Below are 12,855 nucleotides of genomic sequence, written 5' to 3' on the forward strand. Positions count from 1 at the left end.
GTGAAGATTTTAGCCAACGACGGAATTGCCCAAGAAGGTATTGACTTGCTTGAGAAGGAAGGTTTCGAAGTTAAAAATACCCGTGTTGCTGAAGAACAATTGGCAAACTATATCAACAAAAACAAAATTGAAGGATTATTGGTGCGCAGCGCAACCAAAGTCAACAAAAAACTGATAGATGATTGCCCTGGCTTAAAGTTGATAGGTCGTGGCGGTGTAGGTCTGGACAATATTGATGTAAAATATGCCGAATCCAAAGGAATTCAGGTTTTCAACACTCCGGAAGCATCCTCAGGATCCGTAGCAGAATTGGTTTTTGCCCATTTGCTCAATGGGGTTCGTTATTTGCACGATTCCAATCGTAACATGCCTTTGGATGGCGATAGTCAATTTAAGCAGCTTAAGAAAAGTTATGCCGCTGGAGTTGAACTTAGAGGGAAAACCTTGGGTATTGTTGGTTTCGGTAGAATTGGGCAAGCCACGGCAAAAATCGCCCTTGCTCTGGGAATGGAAGTCCTCTTCACTGATCACGAAACCAAAGAAGCAACCCTGTCCCTTTCATTTTTTGATGGACAGTCCATTGATTTTACCTTAAAAAGCAGTGAGTTGAAGGAAGTGTTGGCCAATTCGGATTTTGTGAGTCTGCACGTTCCAGCACAGGATAAATATTTGATCGGTAAAAAAGAACTTGGACTAATGAAACCTGGTTCAGGAATCATCAATACCTCCCGTGGGGGCGTTTTGGATGAAGTTGCCTTGGTAGAGGCTTTGGATTCCGAACACTTGGCTTTTGCAGGATTGGATGTGTATGAATCTGAGCCAAATCCGGAAATCAAAATACTAATGAATCCCAAGATTTCCCTGAGCCCACATATAGGAGGTTCTACCCTAGAAGCACAGGAACGCATCGGTATTGAATTGGCGGACAAGGTTATCAAATTGCTAAAGAAATAGGTTTTTTCTGAAGGGAACGATCTTGTAAAACTCACTTTTTCGTACATTGTTACTTCAAACCTTAACACTAACACAATGTCAGGATTATTAGATTTGATCAATAGCCCAGTGGGCAAACAGTTGATCAGCGGAGTTGCAGGACAAACCGGGCAGCCCGAAAATAAAACAGCAGAAGTTTTGAGCATGGCAATGCCCCTATTGATGGGTGCCATGAAAAAGAATGCTTCTACCCCCGGTGGAGCGCAAGGACTTATGGATGCGCTTTCTTCCAAGCATGATGGCGGAATTTTGGACGACCTGGGCGGTCTTTTTGGTGGCGGTGTGGACCAAAATGTGATGAACGACGGTGCTGGAATTTTAGGCCATGTATTGGGTTCCAAACAATCACAGGTAGAAAATGCGCTCAGCGCCAAGTCTGGTATTGATGCCAGCTCAATTGAACAAATCCTTAAAATTGCGGCACCAATTCTGTTGGGATATTTGGGAAAACAAACAAGACAGCAGAATGTAAGCAGTCCAGAAGGACTTAATGGTCTTTTGGGGGGCCTAATGGGTGGAACCAAAACTGCCAATAAACAACAATCCTTAATTGAGACTTTTCTGGATAGCGACGGCGACGGCAGCGTTATTGATGATTTGGCTGGAATGGTTTTAAACGGTGGCAATCAGAAGAAAAGTGGTCTTGGCGGAGTCCTGGGCGGACTTTTTGGAAAGTAGAATAATCCAATTAACGATATTTAACTAAGCCGCTTGAATTTCCAAGCGGCTTTTTTTGTACATTATGTATATGAAAAAGAAAACCACACACCTTATTTTAATCGGCTTGATGTTTGGCATGGCCCTCACCTCTTGTACCTCACAAAAATCAACATTAGATGTATCAAGTGAAGAAAAGGCTCTGTTTGACTCCAATGATGAAGAACCAGTTGAAATTGCAAATGATGAAACTGAATATGAAATCATAATCATAGAACCTGGTTTTAACACATGGCTCAATTCCATAGCCCGTCCAGAAGGCTACTATTCCCAATCATTTTTGGAAAATAGAAATGCCATAATGGTAATCAATTGGAACCAAAGAGTGCTCAACCCTATGCGATGGAATCCTAATCTGTACGAAATGCAAATTAACTATGACCCAAGCATAGATTACGGTTACGAAGTGAATTACAAACTCTACAATTATTTCATTTATTTCCAAAGGAAGTACAATCAAAGGTTAGGGCCTTTCATTCCAAGGATTTAAAGTATTATTTTTGCATTGATTATAGCTTTAGCCTTCAATGCAAAAAATAAAACAACGTTGGGAAATCCAGAAGAACTGGCAAATCCTTTTTCCCATTCTGGGTACAATTCTCAACCTACTCGCCTCTTATCTTGTTTCTAGGAGTTTATTACATGCTTTTGGCCTTAATAATACAGTGTTCGAATGGCCTTTTGCCATTGGTGTTATGCTTATTATTCATGTAATGTTGATCAAGTTCTTTCTTTGGTGCTTCAAAAAGTTGGAAAACAAATGGAAAGTGGACTATAAGTGGGAAATGATAGCCATTTTTATTGTTTTTGCCATTACAGGAAGTTTATCTGGAAAACTGGCCGCCCCTTTGGTCCATTTGATTGGTTTTGATAACGAAAACATACATGGGGCCATCTATTGGACTCTTCGCATTCTTTTGATATTTCCTATTTACCAAGTTCTTTTGGTTGGGATTGGCTGGTTGTTCGGACAGTATCAATTTTTCTGGAATTTTGAGAAAAAAATGCTAAAACGGATGGGATTGGGTTTTCTCCTTTCATAGTTTATGTTTTTTTTAACATAAAAACAAATATGGGCTTGGTTACTTTGCGAACGTATGATTACCAACCTCCACAAACGCATACTCATATTAAGTTCCCTACTGATGGTGGTAGCAATTCTAGCTCCCTCCGTTATAAAGTTAGGGCATACGTTGTACGAGCACAATCAAGAAAAACATTGTGTGGCGTTTGGAACAAACCATATACACGATGGCAATCTGGACTGTGATTTCAATGATTTCACCCTCGCCAACAAAGTACTGTTCAACATTACCTTCACATATACACCGGTCGACATACCAGAAATAAAGTATGAGACCATAAATTATTCTTTTTTTTACGAGCCACGAGAAGCGTCTTTTCAGGCTTTAAGGGCTCCCCCATCAGTTTCATAGTAAGATTTTTCTAGATTCGTCAACTTTTTATCTTTTACAATGAAACAATTTTGTACCACAATGCTATTGGCATTGTTCCCCCTTTTAACATATACCCAAAACTCATTATCAGGAAACGTGGCCGACGCCGAAACAGGCGCACCATTGGAACAAGTTTCCGTTTATATTCCTCAATTGGAAAACGGAACGGTAACCGATGAAAACGGAGACTTCCTATTAAAGAACTTACCGGAAGGAAATTACAAACTAGTGATTTCCTATATTGGGTTTGAAACGTATTCAACTTCCATTGAAATAAATACAGGAAGTAATCAATTTGACTACCAAATGACTCCATCCGCCATAGAAATGGATGAAGTGGTCCTATCCACTCCTTTCCATAAGCTCCAACGTGAAAATGTGATGAAGGTGGAGCAAAAATCCATGGAGGAACTCAAACAACAAGGAGGAATAACCTTATCTGAAGGAATTACCAATATACCTGGTGTATCTTCGGTCTCTACTGGGGTGGGCATCGGAAAGCCCGTAATTCGTGGTCTGAGCTTTAACCGTGTACTTGTTTATACTCAAGGCGTGAGGTTGGAGAACCAGCAATATGGTGGTGAGCACGGATTGGGAATAAATGATGCCGGAATCTCTAGTGTAGAGGTAATCAAAGGCCCAGCGTCCTTATTATATGGTTCGGATGCTTTGGGAGGTGTGCTTTACCTTAATCCCGAAAAATTTGAGACAGCTGGCGAGACCTCTGGTGATGTGAATATGAGATACTTCTCCAATACCCTGGGCTACAATGCCAATGCAGGGTTCAAAACTTCTGGGGAAAAACTTAAATTTTTGGTCAGAGGTGCGTATGCATCAAACGCCGATTACGAGACAGGAGATGGAACCAGTATAACCAACTCAAGGTTCAACGAAGCAGATTTAAAAACAGGTCTTGCCTATCAGGCTTCCAAGTTTAAGACAGAGCTTAGATACAATTACAATGGTTCGGAATTGGGAATTCCGGAAGAAATCGGGGCACAGAACAATGATCGCGATCCATTGATGCCCTATCAAGAGCTATCGACCCACATTATTAGTTCCAAGAACAACTTCTTTTTCAAAAAATCGAGCCTTGAAGCCACTTTTGGCTATACCGTGAACAATAGAAAGGAGTTCGAGGAGCACCACCACGAAGAGGAACACGAGCATGAGGAGGGTGAGGAACACGCCGAAGAGGAAGAGCACGAAGGCGAGGAACACGAGGAAGAAGGACACGAGGGTGCAGCACTTGATATGCGCTTGAGTACCTTCAACTACAATATTCAGTTTAACACGCAATGGGGCAAAATGACCACGATCTTTGGAGTGCAGGGTATGCATCAAACCAATGAGAACTTCGGCGAAGAGGTTTTGGTTCCCAATGCCACAACCAACGATTTCGGAATCCTGGCAACTTCACATATCCATTTTGATAAAAGTGACCTTCAGATTGGATTACGTTACGACCTTAGATCTATCAACGGAGAAGCTAGTGGTGTAGAGGGAGACGAAGAGTACATCCCATCGTTGGACAAAAACTTCAATAGTTTCAATGCTGCTGTGGGTTATCGAATGGATTTGACCCAAAATATTTTGGGCCGTTTAAATCTCGCCACAGGATTTAGGGCTCCCAACTTATCCGAATTGGCTTCCAATGGCTTGCACAGTGGTGCAAATAGAGTAGAAATTGGTAATCCCGATTTGGACAGTGAACAAAATTTTCAAGTTGACTTGGCACTGGAATATGGCAACAAACACCTTGAGGCCTATATCAATTCATTCTACAATATCGTGAACGATTATATTTATTTGGAACCTACTGGAGAATTCCGAGAACTAGATCCTGTATATGACTTTCAACAGCAAAATGCCATTTTGTATGGTGGAGAGTTTGGGTTCCATTTGCACCCACATCCTATTGATTGGTTGCATTTAGAGAGTAGCTACGACATAGTTTACGGGCAATTGGAAGATAAGTCCAATCTACCCTTGATTCCTGCCAACCGCTGGACCAATACGTTCCGGGTTGAGTGGAAAAAACGAAATCAAGATTATAAATGTTATGCCTTCGTAACCCTTCAAACAAATTTTGATCAAAACAAGGTAGCCGATTTTGAAACCACTACGGGAAGGTACAATCTATTTAACGTAGGCTTGGGAGGAGATATGAGAATTTTTGACCAAAAGGTGGGGTATTCCATCACGGCCAACAACCTTTTTGATGAAAATTACATTTCCCACCTATCAAGATTAAAAGCAGATGGCATAGCAAACATTGGAAGAAATATATCGTTTAGTTTGAACGTGCCACTTTAACAAGCAAAGGTATTTACAGAGAATATAGGTCAATCTATTTGTTTAGGTTGGCCTTTTTTCTTGCTGAGAACATAGGTATATATCCAAGTTAACGTGAATGTCGGAATTACATCCAACCCTGGAACAATTTCCTCTACAAAAGTCACAACACCAGCAGCTTGACCTATTCTTCCTTTATACAAGCGGGTCATGAGCCAACCCGCTACGGGCGCCCAGATTACATCGGAAAACTCTCCTATGCCTGGAATAACAAAGGAAAGCATCCCAATGGCATCGAACAATAACCCTAAAAATAGGTTACGGTACTTATTGTCTTTTTCTTCTGTCATGTGGGAAAAATAGCAATTCCCATCTAATTGGAAAAGTGGATTATGACAAATCGGCGCTGATGAGCTTCAAAAACTCGTTTCGGGTCTCTATTTTTTCGAACTGTCCCCGGAATCCAGAGGTAGTTGTGACCGAGTTTTGTTTTTGCACCCCGCGCATCATCATGCACATGTGGGACGCTTCGATGACCACGGCGACCCCTTTGGGTTTGAGGGTTTTATTGATACACTCCAAAATATCGTGTGTTAACCGCTCCTGAACCTGCAGCCTTCTTGCAAAAACATCGATCACTCTTGGGATTTTGCTCAACCCAACAATGTGGCCGTTGGGGATGTAAGCAACGTGCGCCTTTCCAAAAAACGGAAGCATATGGTGCTCACAAAGGGAATATAGTTCAATATCCTTAATAATTACCATGTCATCATATTCCTCGGCGAACATGGCACCTTTTAGGATTTTCTCGGCATCCTGTTTGTAGCCCTGGGTCAAGAAAAGCATCGCTTTGGCGGCCCGCTCTGGAGTTTTGATCAATCCTTCACGAGTTACGTCTTCCCCTATATCGTCCATAATTTTGGAGAAATGATCTTTTACCTCATTGGTAATTTCGATGTTGTACTCTTCAAGGTTTCTATATGGTGCCATTCTTTAGCTTTTTTGAAAAATAATTGTTCAATTTTTTGATCTTAGGATCAATTATGATTTGACAATACGGTTGTTGCCTGTTATCGTTGTAGTAATTATGATGCTCCTCTTCGGCCAAATAGAATGGCTTTTCTTCTGATACTACAGTAACTATCGGGGCATCAAAAACCTTTTCTCTTTCCAATAATTGGACAAAATCTTCAGCCAGTTTTTTTTGTTCAGAAGAAGTATAAAAAATTTCACTTCTATATTGTGTGCCCACATCATTACCTTGTCGATTAAGGGTTGTTGGATCGTGCGTAGCGAAAAAAACTTCCAATAGTTCCGAATAGGATATTTTTGAAGAATCAAAAGTAATCCTTACCCCTTCGGCATGTCCGGTTCGACCTGTGCAGATTTCGCGGTATGCAGGATTCTTAATGTTCCCGCCCGTGTATCCAGAAACCACTTCCTCTACTCCATCAAGTCTTTGAAAGACAGCCTCGGTACACCAAAAACAGCCTCCTGCAAAAATTGCTATTTCTAAATTTGAATTATTTTGTTTATTCATTTTGATTCAAAGTTAAACAATATTTGTTCTTACAACTGATTTCTAACAAATATTTATGTATCCCTTGGTCGAAGTTATAACCATAAACTTAATCCAGTGGCTCTTATAAAAAAAGACTTTTGCCCAAACCGTCATGTCTCCCCTATTACGCTTAAAACTTTAAAAGTTATGGAAATCGAGTTAAAACGATCATCTTTGCGATACAACGGTAATGATTATCTTCGACCAGCGAAGTTGTACTTATGATAAAGGCCACAAATATTCAAAAAAGTTACGGAGACCTCAAAGTTCTGCAAGGCGTTGATCTCGAAATCAAGAAAGGTGAAGTAGTATCGATTGTCGGTGCTTCGGGTGCGGGAAAAACAACCTTACTACAAATTTTGGGCACTTTGGATACTCCGACCAATAAGGGGGAAAGCACATTGTTGATCAATAATACGGACGTAAACCAACTCAACGAGAAGAATTTGGCCAAGTTCAGAAATGAGCATATAGGGTTCATCTTTCAGTTTCATCAGTTGCTGCCCGAGTTTACCGCTTTGGAGAATGTGTGTATACCTGCCTTCATCAAAAAAACTCCGAAAGCCGAAGCGGAAAAACGTGCCAAGGAACTATTGGACTTTTTGGGATTAAAGGATCGCTACGACCATAAACCGAATGCGCTATCGGGCGGTGAGCAACAGCGCGTAGCAGTGGCCCGTTCCTTAATGAACAATCCTTCCGTAGTTTTTGCCGATGAGCCCAGTGGCAATTTGGACTCAGAGAGCGCCGAGAATCTTCATAAATTGTTTTTTAAATTACGTGATGAGTTTGGACAAACCTTTGTTTTGGTGACCCACAACTTGGATTTGGCCGATATGGCGGACCGTAAACTCACCATGGTGGATGGTTTGATCGTTTCCAAAGATTGATATGACCAAAGCGGAACTCAAAGAATTTTTGGATGCCAAGGTATTGGAATACAACCATCCCAAGTTTTTGGAGGATGATCCTTTGCAAATCCCGCACAAATTCACGCAAAAGGAGGATATTGAGATCAGCGCATTTTTAACGGCCACCATTGCGTGGGGCAATCGCAAGAGTATCATCAACAACGCCACAAGACTCATGGAATTGATGGGCAACACACCCCATGATTTTGTAATGAACCATACCCAGCGTGATTTGGAACTCCTCTCCCCTTTTGTACATCGTACCTTTAATGGTATTGACCTTGGTTACTTTGTAACCAGCCTTCAAAATATTTACAAAAACCACGATGGTTTGGAAGCGGTTTTCACCGCACATCAGACCAAAGATTCCATGCAGCCTGCCATTTCCAAGTTCAAGGAACTGTTTTTTGAGCTGCCACACCAGAGCCGAACGCAAAAACACGTTTCCGACCCCAATAAAGGCTCTGCGGCCAAACGCATCAATATGTTTTTACGGTGGATGGTGAGAGACAACAGTACTGGGGTTGATTTTGGCTTGTGGAAAGACATCGACCCTGCCAAACTTTCCTGCCCATTGGATGTGCACTCAGGTAACGTGGCCCGTAAACTCAAACTGCTCAAACGCAAACAGAACGATGCCAAAGCATTACTGGAGTTGGACAAAAATCTAAGAAAACTGGATGCCACCGACCCTGTAAAATACGATTTCGCACTGTTTGGATTGGGGGTTTTTGAAAAATTTTAAATTAAATGGCCGTATCAAAATTATAAAATAGTTTGGGATGATTCGATTTTGGTGTATTTTTACACCATATCAAATAATCAGAAATTATGGCTCGTCAAAGTATTTCCTTTACCAAACCTAACGATCAATGGCTTAAAGAACAAGTGGATAAGGAAGAGTATTCCAGCAAAAGTGAACTTGTCAATGATTTGATACGTCAGGCAAGAAAACAACAAGTACAAATTGATTGGGTTAAAGCTAAGTTGGAAAAAGCCGAAAATAGCGGGTTTACCAGTGATAGCAAAGAAGAAATTCTGGCCCAGTCCAAGTCAATGCTCAATGGCTAAATATAGACTGAGCAACACAGCAAAAGAAGATTTAATTAGAATCCATCAATATGGCGTTCAAAGGTTTGGGATGGCTCAAGCTGACAAATATTTTGAAACTTTTTTTGAATATTTCCAAATTATTGCCGAACAACCATATTCTTTTGAATCAGTGGACCATATCAAAAAAGGATATAAACGTTGTGTTTGTGGCTCAGATAGTATCTATTATAAACTGAATAATGATTTAGTTGAAATTATTGCTATTATTGGGAGTCAGGATTTCAATAATGTTTTATAGTAAACTTTAAATCACCCCCCAAACCCATAACCAGGCTCAAAATCCAATGCAATAGTCTCTCCCCCATTGGCGATGGATCTATAAATAGCCTCCACGATCATCATATCGCGTTTGCCCATTTCGCCAGGCGCTTTGTTGGGCTCATCGAATAAAACATGTCGAGCAAAATCATCCATTTGCAATTTTTGTTGGCTTTCGTGCGGGAATTTAATGGTATCCCCATTGGAGGTCTCCCCGCTCAACGGTCCATAATTATTGGCGGGCTGTAACCGAAACCATCCCGATGTTCCCGAAGCATACATGGCATTTGCATTAAAATTGTGCGAAGTCGTAATATTCCCTACTGCCCCACTTGGAAATTTGAATTGTGCCGTAATAGTCTCGTCGGTATCCTTAAAATAGTCAGGTCTCGTACTAAATTCCTGAGCGGCCACCGAAATCGGATTTTCACCTGTACCATAAATGGTACTTTGCACGGCATAAACGCCCATGTTCATTAAAGCACCACCTCCTGACATTTCTTTGTTCAATCGCCACTGGTCTGGATTGCCCGTTGAGCGGTAGGCCGCATCAGCAGAAACGAAGAGAATATCCCCAAAGGTTTTTTCTTTTACATATTCCTTTACCTGCTGGGTGTAGGGTTCGGAATGTAAGCGATAGCCCATCCCCAATTTTACCCCGGCTTCATTGCACGCTTCGATTATGGCTGTACACTCCTCAACACTTATTCCCATAGGTTTTTCGCAGATCACATGCTTGCCCGCTTTTGCGGCACGAATACTGAATTCGGCATGCATACTATTGGGAAGCACCACGTACACTACATCGATATCCTCATTATTGGCGATATCATCAAAATTTTGATAATTGTAGATATTCTTCTCCGGGATTCCGTATTTATCAGCCCATATCTTCTCCTTTTCAGGCGTTCCGGTCACAATTCCGGCCAAATAGCAATATTGGGTATCCTGCAAGGCTGGCGCCAACTGGTAGGTGCTATAACTCCCCAATCCCACTAAGGCTATCCCAAGTTTCTTTTTATCCTGATTTGCTCCCATGGCACAGGCGAAAGGAGCAGATGACAATAAAGCTGCTCCGCCAAGTCCTTTTGCGGTGAGACTATTAAAATTTCTTCGAGAAATGATTTTCATAGCTTATGGATTTAGTATTGGAACTAAATTTAATAAATATAGCTCAAATACAGGTTTTACGATTGTTTTAACAAGGCAGGAACTTTCAAATTCCCTATTTTTATGCACTAGACTAATTCAACCAAATAATAATGAAAAAACTCTTCCTTTTAGGTATGGCGTTGTGTGCGTCATTGACCTTTGCCCAAGAACGAAAAATTCCTGTTGACACAACTGTTGCCACGCAACATGCAGTGACTATCGGCGGAAATCGTATCAACTACACTGCTACCACAGGCACACAGCCCGTTTGGGACGAAATGGGTGAGCCCATTGCAACCCTTCACTACACGTATTACACCAAGAACGATGTAAAAGATAGAGCCTCTAGGCCCCTTTTGATTTCATTTAACGGAGGTCCAGGTTCTGGTTCTGTATGGATGCACTTGGCCTACACAGGTCCACGTATCCTTAAAATTGATGATGAAGGATATCCTGTCCAGCCCTATGGTGTTAAGGAGAATCCATACTCTGTATTGGATGTGACCGATATTGTTTACGTAAACCCTGTGAATACTGGTTATTCCCGAACTATTCCTGAAACAGGAAAAGATGTAGATCGTGATAAGTTCTTCGGAATCAATGCGGACACCAAGTATTTGGCCGAATGGTTGAACACCTTCGTATCCCGAAACAATCGTTGGAACTCACCAAAATATATTGTGGGTGAAAGCTATGGAGGAACCCGCGTTATGGGCCTTTCGTTAGCGTTACAAAATCAACAATGGATGTATTTGAACGGCGTGATCATGGTTTCCCCTGCCGATTATAAGGTATTCCGAGACAACGACCCTGTTTCAAGTGCACTCAATATGCCATATTTTGCCGCAACTGCTTGGCATCACAAAGCATTGCCTTCGGACTTACAAAGCAAAGACTTATTGGACGTATTGCCAGAGGTAGAGGAATTTACCATTAACGAACTATTGCCTGCCATTGCAAAAGGTGGTTTTATTGCTGATTCCGAACGTAAATCAATTGCCGATAAAATGGCACGTTACTCAGGTTTGGATGTTCAGGATATTTTAGACCATAATTTAGATGTACCTACGCAGTTCTTTTGGAAAGCTTTGCTAAGAGAAAAAGGAGGATACACTATCGGGCGTTTGGATAGTCGTTATTTGGGAATCGATAAAATGTTGGCCGGAACCCGACCAGATTATTCTCCAGAGCTGACCTCGTGGTTGCACAGCTTCACCCCTGCCATAAATTATTACTTGCAGGAAGAGTTGGATTTCAAAACCGACATCAAATACAACATGTTTGGACCGGTTCACCCTTGGAACAACGACGACGACAGTGTTCGTGACGACTTGCGCCAAGCCATGGCACAGAACCCTTACCTGAATGTTTTGGTTCAATCTGGGTATTATGATGGTGCTTGTACTTATTTTGCAGCCAAATACACCATGTCACAAGTTGACCCTAGTGGTAAAATGAAAGACCGGTTCGATTGGAAAGGTTACCGCTCTGGACACATGATGTACCTGAGAAAAGAAGACCTAAAAACAGCCAACGATGACATTAGGGATTTTATCATTAGGACTCAGGCCAATGGAAAAAGTGCGAAATACTAATTCACAGCACATAAAATAATTAAAGCGGTATGACTTTATAAGTTGTACCGCTTTTTTATTCAACTAGGTTTGGTTGAATTTTTATACTTTTAACAAAAACCGCACATAGTGAAAAAACAAACTGTACTTTGGTTCATGATATCGTTTCTAGGATTATCTATCACCTCAAAAGTAAACGCCCAAGATTGGCCTAATTTGGAAAAGTATAAAATGGCAAATGCAGAACTGGAAGCTCCCGCAGACGGTGAAAACCGTGTAGTGTTCATGGGGAATTCCATCACCGAAATGTGGATTGGGACCCATCCCGAGTTCTTCTCCGAAAATCCTTATGTAAATCGTGGAATCGGTGGACAGACCACACCACAAATGCTGCTGCGTTTTCGTCAGGATGTGATTGACCTCGACCCCAAAGTTGTTGTTATTTTGGCAGGAACCAACGATATAGCTGGAAACACAGGCCCAGTGACATTAGAACAGATTCATGATAATATTTTATCAATGGTCGAATTGGCAAAAGCAAACGGAATCAAACCTATTGTTTGTTCGGTTCTTCCCGCTTATGATTACCCATGGCGTCCCGGATTGAACCCAAATATTAAAATCCCGAAGCTCAACAAAATGCTCAAAGATATGGCCAAAGCCCAGAACGTAATGTACTTGGACTATTTCTCCGAAATGGCCGATGACAGAAATGGAATGCAGTCCAAATTAACCACGGACGAGGTGCACGTCACCAAAGCCGGATACGATGTTATGGAAAAAATGGTCACGGAAGCCATTGCAAAAGCATTAAAAAGTTAAGT

At 41.4% G+C, this 12,855-nt stretch carries 16 protein-coding genes; 12 read left to right on the forward strand and 4 right to left on the reverse strand.

The features are described 5' to 3' along the window. The 6 genes from J0656_RS03905 to J0656_RS03930 all read left to right on the forward strand — a co-directional run bounded on the left by J0656_RS03905 (position 1) and on the right by J0656_RS03930 (position 5,483). Positions 1-954 (forward strand): D-2-hydroxyacid dehydrogenase, encoded by a 954-nt coding sequence (locus J0656_RS03905; protein ID WP_207032211.1) that lies wholly within the window; start codon positions 1-3, stop codon positions 952-954. 75 nt (positions 955-1,029) lie between these two features. Next, positions 1,030-1,671, forward strand: a complete 642-nt coding sequence (locus J0656_RS03910; RefSeq protein WP_207031699.1) for a DUF937 domain-containing protein — start codon at positions 1,030-1,032, stop codon at positions 1,669-1,671. A gap of 70 nt (positions 1,672-1,741) precedes the next feature. Next, entirely contained in the window at positions 1,742-2,200 is a 459-nt protein-coding gene (locus J0656_RS03915; protein WP_207031700.1) for a DUF6146 family protein, read from the forward strand. A 37-nt stretch (positions 2,201-2,237) separates the two neighbouring features. Further along, positions 2,238-2,753 carry a DUF6787 family protein gene (locus tag J0656_RS03920; RefSeq protein WP_207031701.1) on the forward strand — a complete coding sequence of 172 codons (516 nt, stop codon included), beginning with the start codon at positions 2,238-2,240 and terminating at the stop codon, positions 2,751-2,753. A gap of 102 nt (positions 2,754-2,855) precedes the next feature. Then, on the forward strand, positions 2,856-3,146 hold the full coding sequence (locus tag J0656_RS03925) for a hypothetical protein (RefSeq protein WP_207031702.1): 291 nt from the start codon (positions 2,856-2,858) through the stop codon (positions 3,144-3,146). 39 nt (positions 3,147-3,185) lie between these two features. After that, positions 3,186-5,483, forward strand: a complete 2,298-nt coding sequence (locus J0656_RS03930; protein ID WP_237688842.1) for a TonB-dependent receptor — start codon at positions 3,186-3,188, stop codon at positions 5,481-5,483. Positions 5,484-5,512: 29 nt separating this feature from the next. Here the strand turns inward: J0656_RS03930 and J0656_RS03935 are convergent, their stop codons facing one another. The 3 genes from J0656_RS03935 to msrA are packed head-to-tail and all read right to left on the reverse strand — an operon-like array spanning position 5,513 to position 7,002. Then, positions 5,513-5,812 (reverse strand): hypothetical protein, encoded by a 300-nt coding sequence (locus J0656_RS03935; protein WP_207031703.1) that lies wholly within the window; start codon positions 5,810-5,812, stop codon positions 5,513-5,515. Between the two features lie 40 nt (positions 5,813-5,852). Continuing rightward, the gene (gene folE, locus J0656_RS03940; protein WP_207031704.1) at positions 5,853-6,452 is read right to left on the reverse strand and encodes a GTP cyclohydrolase I FolE; all 600 of its coding nucleotides are present in this window, start codon (positions 6,450-6,452) and stop codon (positions 5,853-5,855) included. After that, positions 6,439-7,002 (reverse strand): peptide-methionine (S)-S-oxide reductase MsrA, encoded by a 564-nt coding sequence (gene msrA / locus J0656_RS03945; RefSeq protein WP_207031705.1) that lies wholly within the window; start codon positions 7,000-7,002, stop codon positions 6,439-6,441. The genes folE and msrA overlap by 14 nt, the downstream gene beginning before the upstream one ends. 242 nt (positions 7,003-7,244) lie before the next feature. Between msrA and J0656_RS03950 the strand changes: the two genes are divergently transcribed. The 4 genes from J0656_RS03950 to J0656_RS03965 all read left to right on the forward strand — a co-directional run bounded on the left by J0656_RS03950 (position 7,245) and on the right by J0656_RS03965 (position 9,285). Further along, positions 7,245-7,913, forward strand: coding sequence for an ABC transporter ATP-binding protein (locus J0656_RS03950; RefSeq protein WP_207031706.1), 669 nt, complete (start codon positions 7,245-7,247; stop codon positions 7,911-7,913). A 1-nt stretch (position 7,914) separates the two neighbouring features. Then, positions 7,915-8,679, forward strand: a complete 765-nt coding sequence (locus J0656_RS03955) for a TIGR02757 family protein (protein ID WP_207031708.1) — start codon at positions 7,915-7,917, stop codon at positions 8,677-8,679. A gap of 86 nt (positions 8,680-8,765) precedes the next feature. Next, entirely contained in the window at positions 8,766-9,005 is a 240-nt protein-coding gene (locus J0656_RS03960) for a ribbon-helix-helix domain-containing protein (RefSeq protein WP_207031710.1), read from the forward strand. Beyond that, a complete protein-coding gene (locus J0656_RS03965; protein WP_207031712.1) occupies positions 8,998-9,285 on the forward strand; it encodes a type II toxin-antitoxin system RelE/ParE family toxin in 288 nt (95 codons plus the stop codon). The genes J0656_RS03960 and J0656_RS03965 overlap by 8 nt, the downstream gene beginning before the upstream one ends. 11 nt (positions 9,286-9,296) lie before the next feature. Here J0656_RS03965 and J0656_RS03970 read toward each other — a convergent pair whose 3' ends face one another. Further along, positions 9,297-10,436, reverse strand: coding sequence for a Gfo/Idh/MocA family protein (locus J0656_RS03970; RefSeq protein ID WP_207031714.1), 1,140 nt, complete (start codon positions 10,434-10,436; stop codon positions 9,297-9,299). 131 nt (positions 10,437-10,567) lie between these two features. Between J0656_RS03970 and J0656_RS03975 the strand changes: the two genes are divergently transcribed. Both J0656_RS03975 and J0656_RS03980 read left to right on the forward strand, forming a co-directional pair. Further along, complete coding sequence (locus J0656_RS03975) at positions 10,568-12,052, forward strand: S10 family peptidase (RefSeq protein ID WP_207031715.1); 1,485 nt, start codon at positions 10,568-10,570, stop codon at positions 12,050-12,052. Positions 12,053-12,160: 108 nt separating this feature from the next. Further along, the gene (locus tag J0656_RS03980; RefSeq protein ID WP_313790176.1) at positions 12,161-12,853 is read left to right on the forward strand and encodes an SGNH/GDSL hydrolase family protein; all 693 of its coding nucleotides are present in this window, start codon (positions 12,161-12,163) and stop codon (positions 12,851-12,853) included. Positions 12,854-12,855: the final 2 nt, after the last annotated feature.

The organism is Flagellimonas aurea (assembly GCF_017313785.1).
GTDB classification, from domain to species: domain Bacteria; phylum Bacteroidota; class Bacteroidia; order Flavobacteriales; family Flavobacteriaceae; genus Flagellimonas; species Flagellimonas aurea.

Excerpts from the sequence above, each read along its gene's own strand:
- J0656_RS03925 (WP_207031702.1), top strand. The coding sequence starts at position 2,856 with ATGGTGGTAGCAATTCTAGCTCCCTCCGTTATAAAGTTAGGGCATACG.
- J0656_RS03950 (WP_207031706.1), top strand. The coding sequence starts at position 7,245 with ATGATAAAGGCCACAAATATTCAAAAAAGTTACGGAGACCTCAAAGTT.
- J0656_RS03930 (WP_237688842.1), top strand. The coding sequence starts at position 3,186 with ATGAAACAATTTTGTACCACAATGCTATTGGCATTGTTCCCCCTTTTA.
- J0656_RS03970 (WP_207031714.1), bottom strand. The coding sequence starts at position 10,436 with ATGAAAATCATTTCTCGAAGAAATTTTAATAGTCTCACCGCAAAAGGA.
- J0656_RS03955 (WP_207031708.1), top strand. The coding sequence starts at position 7,915 with ATGACCAAAGCGGAACTCAAAGAATTTTTGGATGCCAAGGTATTGGAA.
- J0656_RS03960 (WP_207031710.1), top strand. The coding sequence starts at position 8,766 with ATGGCTCGTCAAAGTATTTCCTTTACCAAACCTAACGATCAATGGCTT.
- J0656_RS03915 (WP_207031700.1), top strand. The coding sequence starts at position 1,742 with ATGAAAAAGAAAACCACACACCTTATTTTAATCGGCTTGATGTTTGGC.
- J0656_RS03935 (WP_207031703.1), bottom strand. The coding sequence starts at position 5,812 with ATGACAGAAGAAAAAGACAATAAGTACCGTAACCTATTTTTAGGGTTA.
- J0656_RS03965 (WP_207031712.1), top strand. The coding sequence starts at position 8,998 with ATGGCTAAATATAGACTGAGCAACACAGCAAAAGAAGATTTAATTAGA.
- J0656_RS03920 (WP_207031701.1), top strand. The coding sequence starts at position 2,238 with ATGCAAAAAATAAAACAACGTTGGGAAATCCAGAAGAACTGGCAAATC.
- J0656_RS03975 (WP_207031715.1), top strand. The coding sequence starts at position 10,568 with ATGAAAAAACTCTTCCTTTTAGGTATGGCGTTGTGTGCGTCATTGACC.
- folE (WP_207031704.1), bottom strand. The coding sequence starts at position 6,452 with ATGGCACCATATAGAAACCTTGAAGAGTACAACATCGAAATTACCAAT.
- msrA (WP_207031705.1), bottom strand. The coding sequence starts at position 7,002 with ATGAATAAACAAAATAATTCAAATTTAGAAATAGCAATTTTTGCAGGA.
- J0656_RS03910 (WP_207031699.1), top strand. The coding sequence starts at position 1,030 with ATGTCAGGATTATTAGATTTGATCAATAGCCCAGTGGGCAAACAGTTG.